Origin of the sequence: Methylorubrum rhodesianum (assembly GCF_014199985.1) — a bacterium.
Classification (GTDB): Bacteria; Pseudomonadota; Alphaproteobacteria; order Rhizobiales; family Beijerinckiaceae; genus Methylobacterium; species Methylobacterium rhodesianum.
In genome coordinates this window covers 448,195-468,560 of record NZ_JACHOS010000001.1, presented here as the reverse complement: position 1 = coordinate 468,560, position 20,366 = coordinate 448,195, and the positions used below count along the sequence as shown (strand labels likewise).

Genomic DNA, 20,366 nt, shown 5'->3' with positions numbered 1-20,366 from the left:
CGTTCGGCTGGCGCCGTGAGGACAATTCCGGATCTTGCCCCGATCAGGGTCCGCAGCAGGGCCGATCACGTTGGCCTGACGTCCCACGGGCCCGATTTCCGTACGCATTCTTTCGCCGATCCGGCATCCACCTTTTCGGAACGACCCAACCCAGACGCATCGGCCCCTTGGTCGGTGTGCCCGCTCAAGCCTTCGTCCTGCGGCCGTTTGCACGACGCTACGGCTCCGATTGATCTTTCTCGCATGCTGAAAGTTGCCGTTCGGGATGGTGCGCCAGCCCGCGCCGTTGACACTGTGATGCGTCAGCAGCGGCGCGGTGGTCTTCACCGGGCAAGGCGTCTCGAAGCGGAGATGGGAGTATGGGGCGGCGCTCCGTAGGCAATGCTGTGACTGCACTTGAGGTTGCGCTCAATTTGTCCATTATATTTCGCATGTATGATCTGCATGGTGCGTCCGATCGTGAACTGATCTGATGATCTGGAAGAAAAACCAAGCATTTTTGCTTGCAGTCGCTGCCGCGCCGGATCAGTCTCGCGCTGAGCCGATGCCGGATTGAATGTGGAAAGGGCGTCTCGCGCGGGATGGTGCAGATCTTTCATCCGGGCGCGGACACCGTGGCCCGCGTCATCCTCGCCTCGATCGGTGCCGCACCGGTTCTCGCCGTGGGCCTCGCCTACACGCTCTGGCGCTCGCCCTACGCGACGGCCCAGGACGTGACCCGTGAGCAGCCGGTGCCGTTCAGCCACGAGCACCACGTCGGCGGTCTTGGGATCGATTGCCGCTACTGCCACACGTCGGTGGAGAAGGCGGCCTTTGCCGGCATCCCGCCGACCGAGACCTGCATGAGCTGCCACTCGCAGGAATGGACCAACGCGCCGATGCTGGCGCCGGTGCGTCAGAGCCTCGCCGAGGGGCGGCCCCTGATCTGGAACCGGGTTCATAACCTGCCGGCCTATGTGTACTTCAACCACGCGGTTCACGTGGCCAAGGGGCTCGGTTGCTCGACCTGCCACGGCCCGGTTCAGACAATGAAGCTGATGCGGCAGTCGGCGCCGCTCACCATGGGCTGGTGCCTCGACTGCCATCGCGACCCCGCGCCGAACCTCCGGCCGCACGAGGCGGTTTTCGATATGACCTGGAAGCCGCCGGCCGATCAGGCGGTGATCGGCGCCCGCTTCATGGAGGAGCGCAGCATCAAGTCGCCCGAGCGGCTGAGCGAGTGCTCGATATGCCACCGCTGACTCCGCTCTCGCGCCGCGACGCGCTGCGCCTTCTCGGTGCCGGCATCACCCTCGCCGCGGGCGGCTGCTCGAAGCCGGTCGAGACGATCGTGCCGTATGTGCGCTCGCCCGAAGAGCTCCTGCCCGGCGTGCCGGTGCGCTACGCGACGGCACTCTCCCTGAGCGGTTGGGCACGCGGTGTCCACGCCATCGCGGTCGACGGCCGGCCGATCAAGATCGAAGGTAACCCGCTGCATCCGGGAAGCCTCGGCGCGACCGACGTCTTCGCCGAGGCCGCGATCCTCGACCTCTACGATCCCGATCGCTCGCGTACGGTGACCGAGCGGGTCAACGGCATCGCCTCCTGGGACATGTTCGAGCGGGCGGTGAACGGACCACTCGCAACGGTTCGCGGTGCACGCGGGCGCGGTCTGCATCTCGTCACCGGCCGCGTCACCTCACCGACCCTCGCGCGCCAGATCGACCTCCTGCTCGGTCAATTGCCGGAGGCCGTGTGGCATCTTCACGAGGCAGTCGATGAGGACAATGCCGAGCGCGGAGCCGAACGCGCATTCGGCCGACGCCTCCGCGCCCTGCCCCAGCTCGATCGGGCCGAGACCATCCTGTGCGTCGGCGCCGATCCGCTCGGGCCCGGACCCGATCAGATCCGGCTCTCGAACGCGCTGATCGGCCGGCGGCGCGACACGGCGCGGTTCGGCCGGCTCTACGTGGCGGAGGCCGCCCTGACGCTGACCGGCGTCAAGGCGGATGCGCGCCGGGCCGTTGATCCGTTCGATCAGCCGGCGATCCTGACGATCGTCGCCAACGCCCTCGGCGCCGGACTGCCCGCGCCCGCCCTGTCCGAGGCGACGCGGCTCTTCGCCCAGGCTGCCGCCGACGACCTCATGGCACAGCAGGGCCGCGCGCTGGTGCTGGTCGGAGTCGCGCTCGCACCGGAGTGTCACGCCCTCGCGCACTGGATCAACGCGCGCCTGCGGGCGCCGGTGGACTTCATCCTGCCGCCCGAAGGCATCGAGGGACGCAGGCCGGCAAGCCTCCTCGAGCTGGCGGACGCCCTCGACCGCGGCGACGTGACCTGCCTCGCGATCCTGGGTGGCGATCCGGTCGCGACGGCGCCGGCCGATCTCGATCTCGCCAAGCGCATCGGGCGTGCCCGGTTCAGCGTCCATGCCGGTCTGCACGGCGACGAGACGGCGGGCGCCACCCACTGGCACCTGCCGCTCACCCACGAACTGGAGAGCTGGTCGGACCTTCGCGCCACGGACGGGACCGTGAGCCTCGTTCAGCCGCTGCTGCGCCCCCTCTACGACGGGCGCTCGCTCCACGAGATCCTCCCACTTTTCTCCGGCCGCACGGCGACGGCGGGCTACGCTCTCGTCCGTGAGACGTGGCGCGAACGCGGCGGAGTCGACTTCGAGGGCTGGTGGCGCCGCGGCCTCCATGACGGCCTCATCGAGGGCACGGCGGCGGCGATCCTCGACCCCGGCGAGCCGCGCCTGATTGCTTTGCCCGACGGCGGCCGGGGCGAGGGCCTGACGGTCGAGCTGCGGCCGGACCCCTGTCTCTGGGACGGGCGTTTCGCCAACAATGCGTGGCTTCAGGAATGTCCGAAGCCGATCTCGAAGCAGGTATGGGGCAACGCGCTCGCGCTGTCCCGCGCGGAGGCAGGGCGACGCGGGCTCGAGGCTGGCGACGTGGTGCGCGCGAGCGCGGGTGGACGCTCGATCGAGGTGCCGGTCGTCATCGAGTCCGGTGTCGCCGAGGGCGTCGGCGTGCTGACGCTCGGCTACGGCCGCGAGCGGGCCGGAGCCATCGGAAATGGCATCGGCGCGAACGCGTACGCTCTCGCGAGCGCCGCCTCGCCCTGGCTCGTGACCGGCGTCGATCTCGCGAAATCCGACAGAACCGAAACGATCCTGCGCACGCAGAACTATGTCGAGATCGAGGGCGAGACCAAAAAGCTGTACCGGCAGATCGACCTCGCCGCGCTCGCCAGCACCGAGCCAAAGGGCGTCGGCGCGGCTCAGCCGAGCCTGCTCGCGCCATGGAAGGGGGATGCCGACGGCCATGCCTGGGCGATGGTGATCGACACCGATGCCTGCATCGGCTGCAACGCCTGCGTCGTCGCCTGCCAGTCCGAGAACAACGTCCCCGTGGTCGGCCCGGAGGAGATCGCGCGAGGCCGGATGATGCATTGGCTGCGCATCGACATCTACGACGAAGGGAGCCCGGAAGCACCGCGGGCCGGGTTCCAGCCCGTGCCCTGCATGCATTGCGAGCACGCGCCCTGCGAGCCGGTCTGCCCCGTCGCGGCTTCGGTCCATGACGGAGAGGGCTTGAATCTGCAGGTCTACAATCGCTGCGTCGGCACCCGCTTCTGCGAGGCGAACTGCCCCTACAAGGTGCGCCGCTTCAACTTCTTCGGCTACGCCGACGGCCAGCCCTACGCCAATCTCGGCGCGGAGTCGGTGAAGGCGCAGCGCAACCCCAACGTCACGGTCCGCGCCCGCGGCGTCATGGAAAAATGCACCTACTGCATCCAGCGCATCGCCACTGAACGGCAGGCGGCCGCGCGCGACGGGCGCGAGATGGAGGCGGTCGCCACCGCCTGCCAATCCGCCTGCCCGACGCGGGCGATCCATTTCGGCGATCTTGCCAAGCCCGGCAGCGCCATAGCGCAGATGCGGCAGGACCCGCGCCACTACGCGCTGATGGAGGAACTGAACACCCGCCCGCGCACGACCTACCTCGCGAACCTCCGCGCCCCGAATTCAGACCTGAAGGAGGATCGTTCGTGAGCGGGCCGGCGCAGCCGCACCGATGGATCGACCGTGATCGCCTCGGCTACGGCGAGATCTGCGCCGCGGTCGCCGACCCGATCCAGCGGCGCGGGCCGGGCCGCGCCTGGGTCATCGCCTTCCTCGGGGTGATGCCCCTGGTGCTCGCCACCGTGGTCGCCATCGGCGCGGTGCTCACCGTCGGCATCGGCCTGTCGGGCGTGAACACGACGGTGGTGTGGGGGTTCTCGATCGCCAACTACGTCTGGTGGATCGGCATCGGCAACGCGGGCACGCTGATCTCCTCGATGCTGCTGCTGACGCGCCAGCACTGGCGCGCCTCGATCAACCGCTTCGCCGAGGCGATGACGCTGTTCGCGGCCGCCATCGCCGGTATCTTCCCGATCATCCATCTCGGGCGTCCGCTCTATTCCTACTGGCTCGCGCCCTACCCCAACACCATGGATCTCTGGCCGCAATGGCGCTCGGCGCTGGTCTGGGACTTCTGGGCGATCCTCAGCTACCTGCTGTTCTCACTGATTTTCTGGTTCACCGGCCTGCTGCCCGATCTCGCGACCATGCGCGACCGGGCGCGATCGCGTATGGGACGGCGGATTTACGGCGCGATGGCGCTCGGTTGGCGCGGCTCGGCCCGGCACTGGGCCGCCTACGAGACCTTCCACAAGACCATGGCGGCGCTCGCCGTCCCGCTGGTCTGTTCGGTCCACTCCATCGTCGGCCTCGACTTTGCGGCGAGCCTGATGCCCGGCTGGCAGGAATCGATCTTCCCGCCCTACTTCGTCGTCGGCGCGATGTATTCGGGCTTCGCCATGGTGGTGGTGCTGGCCATTGTCATCCGCTGGGGCCTGAACCTGCAGGCGGTGATCACCCCGTCCCACTTCGATGCCATGGCGAAGGTGATGTTGTTCGCCAGCCTCGTCATGACGATCTCCTACGCCACGGAGTGGTTCATGGGTTGGTACGGCGGCGAGCACGCCGACCGTACGGTCATCAGCTACTTCTTCACTGGCGACTATCGCTGGCTCTATTACAGCCTGCTGTTCTGCAACTGCCTCGCGCCGCAGGCGCTCTGGTTCGCCCGCGTACGCCTCAACCTTTGGGCGCTCGCGATCATCTCGATCGTGATCAATCTCGGCATGTGGCTGGAGCGGATCCTGATCGTCTGGAATACGCTGTCGCACGGTCACGCCGTCAGCCTGTGGCGGACCTATCACGTCAGCGTCTACGACGTGGTGATCCTGATCGCGCCGCTCGGTCTGTTCGCGTTCGGCTTCCTCGTGCTCGCGCGGATCTTCCCGATCGTCTCGATCCATGAGGTCAGCCAACTTGCCCATGACGAGGGCGCGGCGAGAAGGGGCACGGCATGAGCGCCCCGCTGCTCGCCGAATTCGATAGCCCCGAGGCACTGGTGCGGGCGATGCGGCTCGCTGCCGCCGACGGCCACCGTACCCTCGACGCCTTCACGCCGTTCCCGGTACCGGACCTCACGGACGCCTTCGCGCCGAAACGCAACCCGGTGCGGCCGGTGATGGCTCTGGCCGGCTTCGGGGCGGCGGCGGCGATGTACGCCCTGCAATGGTACTCGTCGGTGATCGATTACCCACTCAACACGGGCGGGCGTCCGCTCCATTCCTGGCCGGTCTTCCTACTGGTGCCGTTCGAGTTCGGAGTGCTGATCGCGGCCATTGCCGGACTCGTCACCCTGTTCTGGGTTTGCGGATTGCCGCGCCTGCACCATCCGCTCTTCGCGATCCCGCAATTCGAACGCGCGAGCCAGGACCGCTTCCTGCTCCTCATCGCGCCGAAGGACGCGGATGCGAGCGCCCTGCGCCGCAGTTTGGAACGGGCCGGTGCCCTTCTCGTCGCGGAGATGCACCCGTGAGGCGCGTGCTCCCCCTTCTGCTGCCGCTGCTGGCCGCTTTGGCTGCCTGCGAAGACCAGTCGATGCGGGTGCAGAACCGCTACGAGGTCTATGGCAAGGCACCGCTCTTTCCCGACCACGCCGAGGCGCGCCGTCCGCCGGAAGGCACCGTGGCGGTCGGCGCACTCGCCCGCGAGACCGCCTTGCGCGAGCCGCCGCCCGTCGATGCCGCGCTGCTGGAGCGCGGACGCCAGCGCTACGACGCCATCTGTACACCCTGTCATGGCTATACCGGCCACGGCGACGGCATGGTGGTGCAGCGCGGCTTTCCCGCCCCGCCCTCCTATCACGAGGACCGCTTGCGGGCGGCCCCGGCCGCCTACTTCGTCGACGTCATCACCCGCGGCTACGGGGTGATGTACGTCTACGCCAACCGGGTCGAGCCCCGCGACCGCTGGGCGATCGCCGCCTACATCCGCGCATTGCAGCTTTCGCAGGGCGCCCGCGTCGCCGAAGCCCCCGATCTCGCGGAGAAGCTGCCGTGAGCGATGCCCTGTTTCGCGGCTGGCTCCTCGCCTGGATCGTGTGGAGCGCGGTGCCGTTCGGCGCCCTCGTCCTCGTAATGATCCATGCGGTGACCGGCGGTCGCTGGGGCGAGACCCTGGCGCCCGCCCTGCGACCGGCGACGGCCCTCGTGCCGCTCGCCGCGCTCACCTTCCTCGGCGTCGCCCTCGGGCTCCATGCGGCCTTTCCCTGGGCCGCCGGGACCGGCGCCGCGCCGGATGTCCTGCGGCTCTATCTCGACCCGGTGCTGTTCCTCGTCCGCGCGGCCGTGACCTTGCTCGGCTGGTCGGTGCTCGCGGGCTTGTTCCTGTCCGGACGTGCCGGCACTCTGGTCGCCGGCCTCGGCCTGACCTTCTACGGCCTGACCATCAGCCTTGTCTCGATCGACTGGATCCTCTCGGTCGAGCCCGGCTTCAACTCCTCGGCCTTTGCCGCCGACGTCGCGTTCCACCAGATCCTGGCGGCCCTGGCCTTCGCCGCGCTTGTGAGCCCGCCGAGCCTCGACGCACGCGGCGCCTCCGACCTCGCCGGCCTGATGCTCGCGACGCTCCTCGGCGTGCTCTACCTCGAGCTGATGTCCTATATCGTGGCATGGTACGGCGACCTTCCGCCCAAGGCGGAGTGGTACCTCAAGCGCGGTGCGAGCCCCTGGGGCGGCGTCCTCGTCGCCACCCTGTTCCTCGGCGGAATCGTTCCCTTCCTGGCTCTGTTGTTCTCGGCCGTGCGGAAGAGCCCTGCGCTGCTGCGCGGCGTCGGCCTGCTCCTGCTGATCGGCGTGACCGTTCACTTCGCCTGGCTCGTCCTGCCGGCCTACGGCGAGGGTGCCGCCGCCGCTGCGGCAGTCGCCGTGCTCGCCCTCTTCGCGCTGGTGCTCCTCTCGGGCTCCGTCTCCCGGCTCATCGTCCGTCGCGTCGCGAGGCCTCGTCATGTCTGATGCGGCGCGTGGTCAGCTCCACACGAGGGTCCACGACGATGTCGTCGGCCACGCGCCGCCCGGCACGGAGGCTCCTGATATCCGGCTCAAGCCGCTGCTGCTGACCGGACTGTTCATCGTCCTCTTCACGGCCGTCACCATCGGGGGCCTACGCTTCTACTACAACCGCCAGGGTCTCGGACCGCTTGTCCAGCAGGCACGGGTTTTCCCGGCGCCCCGGCTGCAGCAAAGCCCCGAGGCCGACCTTGCGGCGATGCTGAGGGACCAGCGCGCCAAGCTCGCTGGTTATGCCTGGATCGACCGCGAGAAGGGGATCGCCCGCATGCCGATCGAGGAGGCCATGCGGCGCTTGGCCGTGCGCGGCAACGCGGCCTACGCGGCACCGATCCAGCCGGAGCGCACGCCTCCGCTCGGCAGCCGCGGCGGAGCGTCAGGTCCCGTCCTCTCGTCCGGTGCCGGGCCGGGGACAGGGACGCCGTGATGCTCGACGCGCTGATCCCCGCCTTCCTGCGACCGGAATCCGCCTCCGTCCAGGCGGCGAAGGTGGATGCCATCTTCATCGGCCTCCTGCTGATCTCCTCGGCCATCGTCCTCCTCGTCGTCGGCCTCGTCGTGACCTTCGCGATCCGGTACCGCCGCGGCTCGTCGGCCAAGCGCGGCGAGATGCCGACCATCGTCTCGCGGGAGTTCGAGGTCGGCTGGACCGCCGCGACCCTGTTCATCTTCGTCTTCATCTTCTGGTGGGCGGCCTCGGTCGAAATCGGTGCCTTCTCGCCGCCGAAGGACGCCATCGAGATCCATGTCGTCGGCAAGCAGTGGATGTGGAAGACGCAGGGTCCGAGCGGCACCCGAGAGATCAACGAACTGCACGTTCCCGTCGGCGCGCCGGTCCGCCTGCTCCTGACCTCGCAGGACGTGATCCACTCGTTCTACGTGCCGGCCTTCCGCCTCAAGCGCGACGCCCTGCCCTACCAGCAGACGGAAACGTGGTTCCAGGCCACCAAGACGGGCACCTACCACCTGCTCTGCACCGAGTATTGCGGCACCGATCACTCGCGCATGGTCGGCCGGATCATCGTGATGGAGCCGCAGGACTACGCGCAGTGGCTCACGAGGCAGCCCGAGCGCGACGGTCTCGCCGAACTCGGTGCGCGGCTGTTCTCGGAGCGCGGATGCTCGGGCTGCCACAATGCGGGATCGAAGGTGCACGCGCCCTCACTGGCCGGGATCTGGAACCAGTCGGTGCCGCTGGAGGGCGGGCGTACCGCCACCGTGGACGAGGCCTATGTCCGCGACTCGATCCTCCAGCCCGAGCGCGACGTGGTGGCCGGCTACGAGCCGATCATGCCGAGCTACGAGGGCAAGCTTTCCGACGGCGAGATCCAGGCGCTGACCGCCTATATCCGCCACGGCACCGACCGGTTCGACCTGATCGGCTCGCTCAACCTCGCGCCGGCGCAGAACATCTGCGCACCCGGACAGACGCCGCCGGAATCCGCGCCGAACCAGTCTCTGCGCAGCCCCGCCATGGTGCCCGGCGCGCCCGCTTCGGGAGACACCCCACCATGACGCCCATGCCTCACGCCGCCCGGAGTCTCGCCCGATGAGCGGCGCCTCTTCCGATGCCTCGACGCTCGCCAACCCCCGGGAGTTGGATCTCGGACTGCCGGTCAGCTATCTCGCCGAGGGGCGCAGCGTTGCTTCCTGGCTGTTCACGACCGATCACAAGCGCATCGCCATCCTCTACGCGCTGTCGATCACCTTCTTCTTCTTCATCGGCGGCGCGGCCGCCACGCTCGTGCGGCTGGAACTGTTCACGCCGGAGGGCAACATCGTCGGCGCGGACACCTACAACAAGCTGTTCTCGCTACACGGCATCGTCATGGTGTGGTTCTTCCTTATTCCGTCGATCCCGACGACGATGGGGAATTTCCTGCTGCCGCTGATGATCGGCGCGCGCGACCTCGCCTTTCCCAAGCTCAACCTGATCTCGTGGTACCTCAACATGGCCGGCGGGCTGTTGACGCTGGCGGCCGTGCTGGCGGGCGGCATCGATACCGGCTGGACCTTCTACGTTCCCTACTCGACGGTGTTCTCGAACACTTTCGTGACGCTGGCCGTGCTCGGGGTATTCGTCTCCGGCTTCTCGACCATCGCGACGGGCGTCAACTTCATCGCCACGGTCCACTACCTGCGGGCGCCGGGCATGACATGGTTCCGCCTGCCGCTCTTCGTCTGGGCGATGTACACGACGAGCCTGATCTTCGTGCTCGCCACGCCCGTGCTGGCTCTGACGCTCGTCCTCGTCATCGCCGAGCGCACCTTCAACCTGCCGATTTTCGATCCAGCCCGCGGCGGCGACCCGATCCTGTTCCAGCACCTGTTCTGGTTCTACTCGCACCCGGCCGTTTACATCATGATCCTTCCGGCCATGGGCGTGATCTCGGAGGTCATCACCTGCTACGCCCGGCGCCGCATTTTCGGCTATTCCTTCATGGTCTACGCCTTGGTGGCGATCGCGGTGATCGGTTTCTTCACCTGGGGCCACCACATGTTCACCTCGGGCATGTCGCCGTTCGCCGCCCTGGTGTTCTCGTTCCTGTCCTTCATCGTGGCGGTGCCCTCCGCCATCAAGGTGTTCAACTGGACCGCCACGCTCTACCGCGGCCAGATCGGCTTCGAGTCGCCGATGCTCTACGCACTCGGTTTCCTGGGCTTGTTCACCATGGGCGGCCTGACCGGTCTCTTCCTGGCCTCCGTACCGATCGATGTGCACGTGCAGGATACTTACTTCGTCGTCGCGCACTTCCACTACATTATGGTCGGTGCCTCCGTGTCGGCCTACTTCGCCGGCCTGCACTTCTGGTGGCCGAAGGTGACGGGGCGGATGTACCCGGAGAGCTGGGCACGCTTCGCCGCTCTTCTGATGTTCTTCGGTTTCAATCTGACCTTCTTCCCGCAATTCATCGCCGGCTATCTCGGCATGCCGCGGCGCTACTACACCTATCCGCCGGAGTTCCAGGTCTGGAACGTGCTCTCCTCCTCCGGCGCGGCGGTGCTCGCCGTGGCCTATCTGATGCCCCTCGGCTACCTCACCTGGTCGCTGTTCTTCGGAGGCCGCGCCCTCAACGATCCCTGGAACGCCACGGGCCTCGAATGGCGCACCACCTCGCCGCCGCCGCGGCAGAACTTCTTCGGCAATCCGCAGGTTCTCGCGCCGCCCTACGACTACCATCCGGAGGCCACGCCGCCGGGTGACGAGCCGCGCATCGCCGAGAAGGGGGCGCTGACGTGAGCGCGGGTGGCGATCTTATCGAGAAGACCGCCGAGCGGCACCTCCGCGAGCCGTGGGACGAACTCGGTCTCGCGGGTGACCGGGCCTTCGCTTACCAGCGTGCCGGGGCGACCTTCGGCATCTGGATCTTCATCGCTAGCGAGGTGCTGTTCTTCGGGGCTTTGTTCCTGCTCTACACGGCGATGCGGCTGGAGCACGCGGCGGACTTCGCGATCGCGGCGCGCGAGACCAACATCGTCTACGGCACGCTCAACACCGCCCTCCTCCTCACGAGTGGGCTTTGCGCCGCCATCGCTTCGCAGGCTTCCGAACAGAAGGGCCTTCAGCGTCTGACGCTCTGGTGCCTCGGCGCCACGGTCCTTCTCGGCCTCGCCTTCATGGCGGTGAAGGGCGTGGAGTATCGCGAGGACATCGAGAAGCACCTCCTGCCCGGGGCGAGCTTCGCGCTGAAGGAGCCAACAACGCAGCTGTTCTTCGGCTTCTACTGGCTCGCGACCTCGATCCACGCCATCCATCTCTCGATCGGGATCGCCCTCGTCGTTCGCCTGATCTGGAAAGAATGGCGCGAGCCCGGCTTTCTGTTCGAGAGTCCGCAGGTCGAGGTGGCGATGCTCTACTGGGGGTTCGTCGACATGATCTGGATCGTCCTCTACCCCATGCTCTATCTCGATGGACGCGCCGGATGAGTGAGCGGTCGCGGACGTCGATCGGCAGGATCTGGCGGCGGGGCCTTATCGTTTGGGTTCTGTTGCTCGCATTTCTGGCCCTGAGCCTTTTCGCCGCCTACGCCGCCCCCGCATCCTGGGCGGCGCCCATCAATTTCGGCATCGCCGCGACCCAGGCCGCCCTCGTGGCGCTGCTGTTGATGCGGCTCGACCGGGCCGATGCCCTAGTTCGGCTGGCGGCGGCTTGCGGATTGTTCTGGCTCGCCATCCTGTTCGCACTGACCCTGACCGACACGCTGAGCCGCCTCGCCAACTCCTGATGCCGCGTTCGATGATCCTGCGGGTCTTTTCGTGCCCACTGCGTTCCAGGCGGAACCCGAGTGGCCCGACGGTCGGGGCGCCGGACTCGGCGATGCTGAGTTCAGGCCATCAGCGCCGCGGAAGGTCGGAGCGGCGGCCGAACCGCTGGGCAGGAAGTGGCACAGGCCCCGATGCGACTGCCCGGCCGTTCCAGGATCAGGCATGTCGGGGGAGCCTCCTCTAGTCTGGACTCATTTTCAGGATTCGATCGTCCGAGCCGCCCGCAATCATTTGAGGTCGTGATCGTCGATCCCGAAAACAGCCGGCCTTGTCTAAAGACCGCGTGTCTCTTGAAGCTTTCTTAACGGACAAAACCGATGGTCGGGCGGCGAAAAGGATGCCATCCGATGCGAAGAATCGTTCCGCTCGTTACCGTGTTCACTGCCCTGGTACCGATGTCGGTCTCCGCGTCGGCGCAGGACCTGTCCGCCCTGATGGCACGGTCGGACGTGACGATGCAGGATATCGAGAACGGCGCCCTGCGGAACACGATGAACCGCGTCTCACCGCCCTCCGACAGCGTGCCGACGCCGGGCCAGGGCAATGCCTTCTACGGTTTGCAGGAAGGTCAGTACAATCGTATTGACGCGACGCAGACCGGCATCGGCAACGTCATTCGCATCATGCAGAGCGGTGTGTCCAACAGCGCTGTCATCGCGCAATCCGGCTCATTCAACCAGATCACGCTGAAGCAGGGACGTTGACGAGATACGGCGGGTCGTCGTCGGTTCTGCACGGACGGTGCTTGCACCCTCTTCGCGGCATCCGGCGCAAAGCCGTGAGTGCAGACTGATTCCGACCGCCTTCCTCGATTACGTCGCCCGCTTGATTCCGTAGGGGCGTGTTGAAATCCGGACTCCATTCTGGATGAGAGGCATACGGCCGCGCGAGGGCCATTCCGGGTTCCGGTCTCGCTCTCGGCGCCTAGGGATGACGGAGGGCGGGTCGAACCCTTCGGAAGGACTCCGTATCGAGCGGCTCAATAACGGCTCAAATTGAGACATGGCGCGTTCGAGTTGAGCAGAGCCGCGCAGGGCGGGCTCAACCCGGCCGCAGGCCGCAAGATGCCCCCAGCCGCGGCGCGCAGTTGAGCTGTCGTGAGCGGCGCCGTGACGCCGTCAGCCGATTTCGCCGCCCGTTTCGCCTCCGCCGAGGTCTCCCGATGATCCGATGCGCGGAGGGCGGAGCCTTCCGATGCGACCGCGAACAAGGGGAGGGAGGCGGCGAAGGACGCAATCTGGAGTGGCCCCCCGGATTGGGCTGGACGATAGACCGCGGCCGAACTCAGCGTGTCCACCCCGGTGATGTTGACGACGTAGTCCACCGTCTCCTTCGGCAGTTCCAGGCGACCAAGCAGCCAAGCATCGACCCGGCCGGGACCTGCATTGTAGGCCGCCGCCGCCAGAGCCCAGCTTCCATAACGCTGCCGCAGATCGCGCAGGAGTTCGGCTGCCTTGGGAATGGCCTGAACCGGATCGAACGGATCGGCCAATCCGCGCTCGGCCGCGGTCGCCGGCATGAATTGAGCGATCCCGAGCGCTCCTTTGGGACTCACGGCCGTGGGGTTCAAGTTGCTCTCACGCTTGAGCAACCGGAGAAGAAAATCGGCGGGAACGCCGGTGTTCATCGCTGCCTGCGTGATCAGCGCCGAGATCCCTGCGACGGAGATCTCCGGCACGATCCTCTCGACGATCGCGATCACCGCTGGGATCGGCGGTTCGCTCTGTGTCTCAGCCTGCGCCGTCACGGTCAGATCCAGGACCGTTCCACGAGCGCGAAGGTCGGCTTGCGTGGGGGAGGCAAACAGAACCGCCGCCAACAGCACTGGCGCCATCCATGCTCGTCGAGCGCGCATCGTCTCAATTCTTCGCGACGACGACGGCTTCCTGAACGATCTCGGCATTCGCGCTGGCGGGCGGCAGCGGCTTGTCCCGTTCGATGTATTCCCGGAGAAGCCGTTGGCCGATCGTCGGATCGCGGAACTTCCAAAGCCCCTTGCGCGCGCCCTCCATCAAGGTCGAGTAGACGGCCAGCTCGATCGATTCCCGCACGGCGAACTGCGTCGGCTCGTTGCGCGTGACACCCGCATCGAACTCGAACAGCTTGTTGACCGCGACGTAGCGAAACGTGTTCGTGTTGAGCCCGATCGAGTAGATCGTCTTCGTCGTCGTGACACTGGTCAACACCTCGCCCGACTGGACGGACACGATACGCATGCCGACCGTCACGACGTCGCGCCGATAGCGGATGTCGCCGCCGATTCCAAGATAGCGGGCGCCAATGCCGCCGGTCACGAAATTCGCGTCGTAGGCAAGGATGCCGCCTTCGACTAACAGGCCGGCGAAGCGGATCGGCGGCAGGGGCTTGGCCTGGTCCTGATCGAATTCCTGGCGGGTCGCGCGGATGAGTTGCCGTTCCTGCAAGATATTGGCGAGGCTGCCGCGCTCGACGACGCGGAACCAGCTGCCCCCGCCGGTGCGTCTCAGGGCATCCACGAGGAAGGCGGCGCCGCCCTGCGTCACGGCACGCGAGAACTCGGCGAAGTTGTCGCTGGGTTTGTTCTGCCCGGTCAAATCGGGAAAGCTGTAGACCGCGAGGTCCACGGCTTTTGCGGGCGGCGGAAGCAATTCGAGGTTCAAGCCTGTCGGCGAGGTCTCGGTGACGGTCGGCGCCTCATTGAGCGGTTCGCGCTCGCCAATGGCGACGCAGCCACCCAAACTGAGTGCTGCGGCGAGAAGACTACCGACGGCGAGGCGTCGGATCGAGAAGTTTTCAGCCCACATAAGGATCAAGAATCCCGATCATGACGGGGTCGCTTGGTGCGACCTTCGGATTATCGTGGCGCGAACACCGCATTCCTCGCCTCCGATCTGGTTCCGGAGCTGCAGGACGACGGTGATGTCGATCTCGCGACAGCTATGGACCAGCAGGCACCAAAACAGTGCTGGTCGTCTGCCCATCGAAAATTTCGATCCGCACGTTCGGACCTTCGCGATTGAAGTTTATTTTTGTCCCTTGGAACTCAAAGTTACCGCTTTGTTGCGCATTCTCGCCGAAGATCGCCCGCGTAATCTGGTTCGCCAGAGAGCTGTAGAGTTGCGACTGCAACTGCTGGGCAAAGATCTGGCTGGGCGTCAGCGATTGGCCGTTCCGACCAGTCTGGCTCGTGAAGATCTGATTCAGGCGCTGCTCGCGGGCCTGCGGCATGTTTTGGGCGTTGGCCTCGCTCTGCAGCCAGTTTCCGTTGAGAGGGCTCCCTCCGAACGCGGGATTGACCGGCTGATAGATGAGATTGCCGGCCATAACTGAACCGGCCGAGAGCATCAGCAGAGCACTTGCGGCCAAGATGCGTGTCGTCATGGGCGGACTTCACCTTTTCACGCGTCGTGTGCCCACGCCTCAGCGGGCGCGGACTTGCTGGATGTTGATGCTCTTGGGGACGCCGGCTTGGCTCACGTCGAGCGAGAGGCCGCTGCCAACTTGGTTGACGACGACATTGGCGGCGCTCGGTACGGAGCCGGAGACGCTGTTGCCGTTGCCGTCCTGCCGGATCTGCAGGTTCGCGCCTGCAGGCGCGTTGACACTCATGTCGGCCTGATTGCCGATGCCGTTCTGTTGCAGATCGAAGCGATTGGCACCGCCGGTGATCGCACCCTGCCCGATATTGTTGGTCCCTTGCTGGGCAATCGTCGCCAAGTTGCCGTCGCCAAAGATCTGTACGGCTGCAGCGTTGCCCTTGCCGATCTGACTGATATCGGTCCGGTTGCCGCTGCCGATCTGCTGATTGTAGGCGACCTGACCGCCCGATCCGGCACCGTTTCCGTTGAGACCGAGGATCCGAATCGGGAGCGACATCGCGCCGATCGTCGCGTACTCAACGGCGACTTCGGTGGGGATCGGCTGCCCAGACATGGGGGCAATCAGACCTGCCTGCTGTGCCGACGAGTTCCCGGAATAAATCGAGAAAAGCCAGAAAACCCCAAAGAACGCGATTGTATGTCGGATCCGGAGCCTGTGAACGGTACTGATCATGTTGCTGTTCCGTCCATTCAGAGCTTGTGTCTGACCAAATCCGCGTTCAGAGAATTGAAAACTTTCTTGTAATTTTCTCATAGCGCAGAACATATTAAAAATGCCCTACAGACAAAGACTGTTATCGCGGTGCGAGATTTGTATTGTGTTGTGCGCCGATTGAAGTCAACGCTAAACCGTTTCAGTTGCACCACCGAGGATCGTTCCACCGGGACAGCGTGACAGGGGCGCCACAGCGCGAAGGCGAGATGCGAATTCCGGCGCCATCTGTTTGGCCAGGGGGCGTTCGAGTTCGAATGGGGTTCAGAGAGGGGTGGACAGGTCCGGCCCCTCGCGCTCGCACATGTACTCGACGGTGCCGACGCGGACGGAGAGCTGGGCTCGATAGCGCCCGTCCGGCTCGAGCGAGAAGCGCAGTCCATCGAGTCGTACAATGGAATCCGGAGAGATGGAAAAGTCCGATTGTTGACTGACATGAGCGGTGCCGGACGGTCCCTGCTTCCGAACCAGCAGGCGGTAGGTCCCTGAATTCACGGAGGCCGATCGAATCTCCCCTTGGATCTGTACGAGCGAGCCCTCGCGGTGTTCCGAAAGCATGCAGACGATGGGAGGAGGCGGAAGGTCGCCGGTCATCATGGTCTGCCGCGTCCCTGTGAAGCTCGGACGGCCGCCTCGTGCGACTTGCCCACCTGTCCAGAGACCCGGATGCGGCAAGCCCGCGATGGCTCGCGTCTCGTCGACGATGTCGGAGAGAGAAGAGCCATCGGCCTGATGAGGCAGGTCGATGGCTACGGTCGCTGCGTGGGCGGAGCTGCCCGGTTTCAGGGCAGCGACGCCTCTCGCTCGAGTTGCGAGCCTTAGCGACGCTGCGCGATGTTCGCGATGTTGCCTGTGCCCGTCTGGGTGCTCAGGATCGTGCTGTTCGCGCTGCCGACCTGCGAAGCATTCAGAACGTTCGCAGTGCCGATCTGGAAGCCAGTGATCGTGCTCGCGGCGGATTCAGTCTGTTCGAGCTTTGCCGAGTTCAGCAGACCGGCCTGGGTCAGGTAGATGCCGGAGTTGTTCGAAAGATTCTGCTTGATGTCGGCCTGGTTGGCCGTTCCGAACTGCGTCACCTCGATTCGCGCGCCGTCCGAGCTGACCTGCGACGCCTTTACGTCGTTGCCGACGCCGAACTGGGTCGCGAAGATGTCGCTTCCCTTCGAACCGGTCTGGTAAAATGAGGCGTCGTTGTAAGAGCCGGTCTGAATGACCGCAACCGTCGAATTGCGGGTATCGGCTTGGGCGATATCAGCAGACTGACCGAAACCAGACTGGTAGATCGTGGCGTTTGTGCTGTTCGTGTCCACCTGACTGGCGACCGCCGAGTTGTAGTATCCGGCCTGGCCGATGTACACGGTGGACGCAGCAGCACCCGACTGACCGGCCGTTGCCATGTTTTCGGCAAACGACTGCTCGATCTGGATCTTCGAATCGTTTCGAGTGCCATCCTCCTGGCGGGCGTAAGCCGCCTGCTTCGACCCGACCTGCTCGATGTCGATCTGCGAGTTGTAAGCGTCTTTCTGCGTCGAGTTGGCCGAGTGCCCCTTCGCGCCGCTTTCAGTCGAATCCTGCGACACCGTCACGGCCGCGCTCCGGCCCCCTTCCTGAGAAATGTCGGAAGAGTTGCGGGCGCCCGTCTGGGTCAGATCGATCGAGTTGCTTCTTCCGCCCTTCTGTTCCGTCATGAAGGAATTCTTCGAGCCCTTCTGGACGACCGTGACCGAGTTGGATTTGCCGGACTGGGTGCTCGAGGCGCCCATTTTCGGCTCGCCGTTGTTCTTGCCCGACTGCGTGATGTTGGCGGTGCCACCGTCACCCGTCTGCGTGAGATCGAGCACGTTGTAACTGCCGTCCTGAGTGGTCTCGGCCGAGTTGTTGCTGGCAGCGAGCGCCGGAGAGGCCGCGAAAAGGGCGAGCGTGCTGATGGCCGCGATCGTGAAGTGCTTCATGACTGATCCCCTGTAAGTTATTTTCTGTCATCCGGCAGGCGCTTCGCCGAATTCTACCGACTGCTGGTCGGCCCGGCGGATTGAGTGGCTGCTTCGTGCAGTCGTTAACGAGAGGTTAAATACGAGAGGTCGCCAAAAGTCGCATCATTCATTCGAATGATAAGATGCCGGATCAGGGCGAAAGGGACTGTTTACCTTAATGGGTTGGCAAAATTTGCGAAGATCGTGCACTCGATTGTTCAAGCGAGACCGGCATCAACGGCATGGTGGACATGAATTTTTGGGTGATCGGACCGTGTTTGCGCCAATAATTCCGATCTGAGATTGTACCATACTTTGATGGAAATCTTGATCTGTGTTTTTGGAAGGATTTTCACAGAACAGATGAGATCATCGATTGTATTCGGATTTCAGTGCGATCGGGATAATTTCGCTGCATGACATCTATGCAGCGCGGGCTGAGAGCGAGCTTCCTATGCCAGTTACCACCCGGAATATGCCGGGATGTGCGTAGTTTGGCGTCGCGTGCAATGCCACGTGTTCCGCAATTTTCGCTAGTGGCTCCGTTGCATCACTGGATTTATATCGTTAATTTCGCTATCGACACAGGTTGTAGACTCTACACACAGTCGGATAAGCGGAAGAATTGACGGCATCGAGAAACGTCGATGGATTGAAAATTCGCAAACGTGTCATATGCCCGAAAAAATCGCCCTTCTTCATGTACTCGATAAAGTCGGATCCGCGGCAGTACTGATCAACTGCCGCATGAAGACGGTCGATTGCAACAGGCTCGCAACGCGCATCATTCTGGCGGGCCTTCCTGAAGTCGTGCCGCTGGAGGCCGAGCCGTTCACGTCTCGAATGATCGGCACCGCGTTGTCGGAACCGTTCGGTACTGTCGAACTGGAGCGGCCCCACCTCGATCAGCGGCTGGTTTTTCAGGCCATGGACATCATCGCGATGGGAGAGGCTCATCGACTGCTGATCCTGATCGATCTCGCCGACCGGACGCAGGTTTGCGCTCCGGCGCTGGAGAAGATCTTCGGCCTCACCGCGGCCGAGGGGCGCCTCGCCGCCGAACTCAGCAGGGGAGTGCCGCTTTCCACGATCGCGCAGAGCCGCAGAGTCAGTATCGCGACGCTTCGCACGCAGCTCGCGTCGATTTTCGGCAAGACGGGAACGTCGCGTCAGCCGGAACTGGTCGCGCTCCTTGCTCGCGTCTGTCAGTTCTCGCTAATGCCGGATCCGGTTCGCTGATTCCGATAAATACCATCGATCGTCGAAGGGGCGATGCACTCTATCATCCTGCGCTGGATGGTCGGAGCGGGCTGGCCCATAGAGGCTGTCGGAGCGTCCAAGCGATCGAAGCAACTGAATTCGACTTCGCGAATGGGTGAGTGGTTTTCTGATCGGGCTTCCTCGATTTACATTTCGGCAACAGCGCCGCGCAATGTTCAGTTCGGCGGTGGGAAAGTGACTCTGTTCGACCGATCGATAGTGGTTCATCCTGGAAAAGGCGTCTATGTGGCGGCAGGCCTTCCGACGCTTGTTGCACCCGGGCACCGGCGTGCTCGCACAAGTCATGGAGAATTTCACGGATGACGCGGATCGTGGCTCGACCGGAGGCGGGTTGGACCGTGTCCCTGTCCGGATGGGGCCGTGCCCTGGTCAGTATCGGATGGCTCGGCTTGAGCCTGTGTGCCGCTTCCGCCCAAGATGCGAAGCCGGACGGCAAGGTGATTTCGGAAGGCGCCAAGGCCGGGTGCGACGCGGCCTGCGCGCGTCAGGCCATTCCCGCAGCCGTGCAGGCCTGCGTGCCGGGAATCGAGCGCCAGGCACCGAGCGACTTCGAGTGGATGAATCGGCCGACCGGATCGATTTTCCAAGAAGCCGAACCGCCGGCTGGAGCGGACACTGTCGTCAAGTTCCGCGGTGACTCCGTGCGGTTCCTTAGTCCGCAGGGGCAGTGGGTGCGTGTCACCTACGAATGCGATTACGATACGGCCAGCCGGTCCGTTCGTAGCGTCAAAGTGCGCCTTGGACGTATCGACGGAAAGGGCGCGAGCGCAGGGGCGGGCGCCCTCCCCTCCGGCTCGGCCGGTGCCGGGCGCGGACAGGCCGTCACCCCGGCGCCGCAGGCTCAAGTGAAACGGCCGAAGCCGAGTGAACCGAGCGAAGTGGAGATCCGTCAGGTCGCTCCTTCGGCAAGCCGCTGAGGACGGCTCGAACGGTCAAAGGAGCAGCGGAGAGGAGGGAGGCGACCGATGGGAGGGAAGTTGTTCGCTCTTGCCATCCTGCTCTCGATTTCGCCCGAGAGGGGTATGGCCCAGGCCATCACCAACGTGAACGAGTGCACGTTCATCACGGATCCGATCGCGCTCCGTCGCTGCATTGACGGGTTCCAGTTGCGCGGGCCCGCAGCGCAGTACCCGCAATCCGCCCCCATCCCACCCGTCGAGAGCCCGGCCCAGGCCGAGCGGGACCAGCTCAACAGCAAGACGCCGCCGGCCGCGAACTACAAGGATTCTCCCGAGTGGCTGGGCAGCTCCGGCAAGGCACCGGACCGGCCCCCGTCGAAGCGCAGGGTGATCGATCTCAACGACTGACGATGGGGCGGCGACT

At 65.0% G+C, this 20,366-nt stretch carries 21 protein-coding genes; 15 read left to right on the top strand and 6 right to left on the bottom strand.

Translation table 11 applies throughout. The annotated features are described in order from the left end of the window. Positions 1-581: 581 nt before the first annotated feature. The 12 genes from HNR01_RS01975 (at position 582) to HNR01_RS27995 (ending at position 12,422) form a co-directional block, all read left to right on the top strand. Positions 582-1,241: a cytochrome c3 family protein gene (locus tag HNR01_RS01975; protein WP_183666308.1), complete on the top strand. Its 660-nt coding sequence runs from the start codon at positions 582-584 to the stop codon at positions 1,239-1,241. Further along, positions 1,229-4,039 carry a 4Fe-4S dicluster domain-containing protein gene (locus HNR01_RS01970; protein ID WP_183666306.1) on the top strand — a complete coding sequence of 937 codons (2,811 nt, stop codon included), beginning with the start codon at positions 1,229-1,231 and terminating at the stop codon, positions 4,037-4,039. Before HNR01_RS01975 ends, HNR01_RS01970 begins: the two co-directional genes overlap by 13 nt. Beyond that, entirely contained in the window at positions 4,036-5,406 is a 1,371-nt protein-coding gene (gene nrfD / locus HNR01_RS01965) for an NrfD/PsrC family molybdoenzyme membrane anchor subunit (RefSeq protein WP_183666304.1), read from the top strand. Before HNR01_RS01970 ends, nrfD begins: the two co-directional genes overlap by 4 nt. After that, positions 5,403-5,921, top strand: coding sequence for a DUF3341 domain-containing protein (locus tag HNR01_RS01960; protein ID WP_183666302.1), 519 nt, complete (start codon positions 5,403-5,405; stop codon positions 5,919-5,921). Before nrfD ends, HNR01_RS01960 begins: the two co-directional genes overlap by 4 nt. Next, positions 5,918-6,445 carry a c-type cytochrome gene (locus HNR01_RS01955; protein WP_183666300.1) on the top strand — a complete coding sequence of 176 codons (528 nt, stop codon included), beginning with the start codon at positions 5,918-5,920 and terminating at the stop codon, positions 6,443-6,445. Before HNR01_RS01960 ends, HNR01_RS01955 begins: the two co-directional genes overlap by 4 nt. Beyond that, positions 6,442-7,398 carry a hypothetical protein gene (locus HNR01_RS01950; RefSeq protein WP_183666298.1) on the top strand — a complete coding sequence of 319 codons (957 nt, stop codon included), beginning with the start codon at positions 6,442-6,444 and terminating at the stop codon, positions 7,396-7,398. Before HNR01_RS01955 ends, HNR01_RS01950 begins: the two co-directional genes overlap by 4 nt. After that, positions 7,391-7,879, top strand: coding sequence for a hypothetical protein (locus HNR01_RS01945; RefSeq protein ID WP_017483037.1), 489 nt, complete (start codon positions 7,391-7,393; stop codon positions 7,877-7,879). The genes HNR01_RS01950 and HNR01_RS01945 overlap by 8 nt, the downstream gene beginning before the upstream one ends. Further along, positions 7,879-8,967 carry a cytochrome c oxidase subunit II gene (gene coxB, locus HNR01_RS01940; RefSeq protein ID WP_183666296.1) on the top strand — a complete coding sequence of 363 codons (1,089 nt, stop codon included), beginning with the start codon at positions 7,879-7,881 and terminating at the stop codon, positions 8,965-8,967. The genes HNR01_RS01945 and coxB overlap by 1 nt, the downstream gene beginning before the upstream one ends. 34 nt (positions 8,968-9,001) lie before the next feature. Further along, entirely contained in the window at positions 9,002-10,693 is a 1,692-nt protein-coding gene (ctaD, locus tag HNR01_RS01935) for a cytochrome c oxidase subunit I (RefSeq protein WP_017483035.1), read from the top strand. Next, entirely contained in the window at positions 10,690-11,379 is a 690-nt protein-coding gene (locus HNR01_RS01930; protein ID WP_183666294.1) for a cytochrome c oxidase subunit 3, read from the top strand. Before ctaD ends, HNR01_RS01930 begins: the two co-directional genes overlap by 4 nt. After that, positions 11,376-11,678 carry a cytochrome C oxidase subunit IV family protein gene (locus tag HNR01_RS01925; protein WP_183666292.1) on the top strand — a complete coding sequence of 101 codons (303 nt, stop codon included), beginning with the start codon at positions 11,376-11,378 and terminating at the stop codon, positions 11,676-11,678. The genes HNR01_RS01930 and HNR01_RS01925 overlap by 4 nt, the downstream gene beginning before the upstream one ends. Before the next feature lie 414 nt (positions 11,679-12,092). Next, positions 12,093-12,422, top strand: a complete 330-nt coding sequence (locus tag HNR01_RS27995; RefSeq protein ID WP_183666290.1) for a curlin repeat-containing protein — start codon at positions 12,093-12,095, stop codon at positions 12,420-12,422. 275 nt (positions 12,423-12,697) lie between these two features. On the opposite strand, the gene HNR01_RS01915 is transcribed toward HNR01_RS27995, so the two are convergent. From HNR01_RS01915 to HNR01_RS01890, 6 genes are all read right to left on the bottom strand, one after another. Beyond that, positions 12,698-13,552, bottom strand: a complete 855-nt coding sequence (locus tag HNR01_RS01915) for a lytic transglycosylase domain-containing protein (protein ID WP_246417355.1) — start codon at positions 13,550-13,552, stop codon at positions 12,698-12,700. Positions 13,553-13,577: 25 nt separating this feature from the next. Beyond that, positions 13,578-14,501, bottom strand: coding sequence for a CsgG/HfaB family protein (locus tag HNR01_RS01910; RefSeq protein WP_183666415.1), 924 nt, complete (start codon positions 14,499-14,501; stop codon positions 13,578-13,580). A 133-nt stretch (positions 14,502-14,634) separates the two neighbouring features. After that, positions 14,635-15,078: a curli production assembly/transport component CsgF gene (locus HNR01_RS01905; protein WP_183666286.1), complete on the bottom strand. Its 444-nt coding sequence runs from the start codon at positions 15,076-15,078 to the stop codon at positions 14,635-14,637. 39 nt (positions 15,079-15,117) lie between these two features. Further along, positions 15,118-15,750, bottom strand: a complete 633-nt coding sequence (locus tag HNR01_RS01900) for a hypothetical protein (protein WP_183666284.1) — start codon at positions 15,748-15,750, stop codon at positions 15,118-15,120. 303 nt (positions 15,751-16,053) lie between these two features. Next, entirely contained in the window at positions 16,054-16,386 is a 333-nt protein-coding gene (gene csgH / locus HNR01_RS01895; protein WP_183666282.1) for a curli-like amyloid fiber formation chaperone CsgH, read from the bottom strand. A 221-nt stretch (positions 16,387-16,607) separates the two neighbouring features. Then, entirely contained in the window at positions 16,608-17,741 is a 1,134-nt protein-coding gene (locus HNR01_RS01890) for a hypothetical protein (RefSeq protein ID WP_183666280.1), read from the bottom strand. 768 nt (positions 17,742-18,509) lie between these two features. Here HNR01_RS01890 and HNR01_RS01885 point away from each other — a divergent pair. The 3 genes from HNR01_RS01885 to HNR01_RS01875 all read left to right on the top strand — a co-directional run bounded on the left by HNR01_RS01885 (position 18,510) and on the right by HNR01_RS01875 (position 20,350). After that, positions 18,510-19,001 (top strand): helix-turn-helix transcriptional regulator, encoded by a 492-nt coding sequence (locus tag HNR01_RS01885; protein ID WP_183666278.1) that lies wholly within the window; start codon positions 18,510-18,512, stop codon positions 18,999-19,001. Between the two features lie 341 nt (positions 19,002-19,342). Continuing rightward, positions 19,343-19,960 (top strand): hypothetical protein, encoded by a 618-nt coding sequence (locus HNR01_RS01880; protein ID WP_183666277.1) that lies wholly within the window; start codon positions 19,343-19,345, stop codon positions 19,958-19,960. A 48-nt stretch (positions 19,961-20,008) separates the two neighbouring features. Then, on the top strand, positions 20,009-20,350 hold the full coding sequence (locus tag HNR01_RS01875; RefSeq protein ID WP_183666276.1) for a hypothetical protein: 342 nt from the start codon (positions 20,009-20,011) through the stop codon (positions 20,348-20,350). Positions 20,351-20,366 lie beyond the last annotated feature (16 nt).

What these genes read in the sequence shown, in the direction of transcription:
- HNR01_RS01975 (WP_183666308.1), top strand. Translation starts at nt 582, where the DNA reads ATGGTGCAGATCTTTCATCCGGGCGCGGACACCGTGGCCCGCGTCATC.
- HNR01_RS01970 (WP_183666306.1), top strand. Translation starts at nt 1,229, where the DNA reads ATGCCACCGCTGACTCCGCTCTCGCGCCGCGACGCGCTGCGCCTTCTC.
- HNR01_RS01960 (WP_183666302.1), top strand. Translation starts at nt 5,403, where the DNA reads ATGAGCGCCCCGCTGCTCGCCGAATTCGATAGCCCCGAGGCACTGGTG.
- HNR01_RS01945 (WP_017483037.1), top strand. Translation starts at nt 7,391, where the DNA reads ATGTCTGATGCGGCGCGTGGTCAGCTCCACACGAGGGTCCACGACGAT.
- coxB (WP_183666296.1), top strand. Translation starts at nt 7,879, where the DNA reads ATGCTCGACGCGCTGATCCCCGCCTTCCTGCGACCGGAATCCGCCTCC.
- ctaD (WP_017483035.1), top strand. Translation starts at nt 9,002, where the DNA reads ATGAGCGGCGCCTCTTCCGATGCCTCGACGCTCGCCAACCCCCGGGAG.
- HNR01_RS01925 (WP_183666292.1), top strand. Translation starts at nt 11,376, where the DNA reads ATGAGTGAGCGGTCGCGGACGTCGATCGGCAGGATCTGGCGGCGGGGC.
- HNR01_RS01915 (WP_246417355.1), bottom strand. Translation starts at nt 13,552, where the DNA reads ATGGCGCCAGTGCTGTTGGCGGCGGTTCTGTTTGCCTCCCCCACGCAA.
- HNR01_RS01910 (WP_183666415.1), bottom strand. Translation starts at nt 14,501, where the DNA reads ATGTGGGCTGAAAACTTCTCGATCCGACGCCTCGCCGTCGGTAGTCTT.
- HNR01_RS01905 (WP_183666286.1), bottom strand. Translation starts at nt 15,078, where the DNA reads ATGACGACACGCATCTTGGCCGCAAGTGCTCTGCTGATGCTCTCGGCC.
- HNR01_RS01900 (WP_183666284.1), bottom strand. Translation starts at nt 15,750, where the DNA reads ATGATCAGTACCGTTCACAGGCTCCGGATCCGACATACAATCGCGTTC.
- csgH (WP_183666282.1), bottom strand. Translation starts at nt 16,386, where the DNA reads ATGATGACCGGCGACCTTCCGCCTCCTCCCATCGTCTGCATGCTTTCG.
- HNR01_RS01890 (WP_183666280.1), bottom strand. Translation starts at nt 17,741, where the DNA reads ATGAAGCACTTCACGATCGCGGCCATCAGCACGCTCGCCCTTTTCGCG.
- HNR01_RS01885 (WP_183666278.1), top strand. Translation starts at nt 18,510, where the DNA reads ATGAAGACGGTCGATTGCAACAGGCTCGCAACGCGCATCATTCTGGCG.
- HNR01_RS01880 (WP_183666277.1), top strand. Translation starts at nt 19,343, where the DNA reads ATGACGCGGATCGTGGCTCGACCGGAGGCGGGTTGGACCGTGTCCCTG.
- HNR01_RS01875 (WP_183666276.1), top strand. Translation starts at nt 20,009, where the DNA reads ATGGGAGGGAAGTTGTTCGCTCTTGCCATCCTGCTCTCGATTTCGCCC.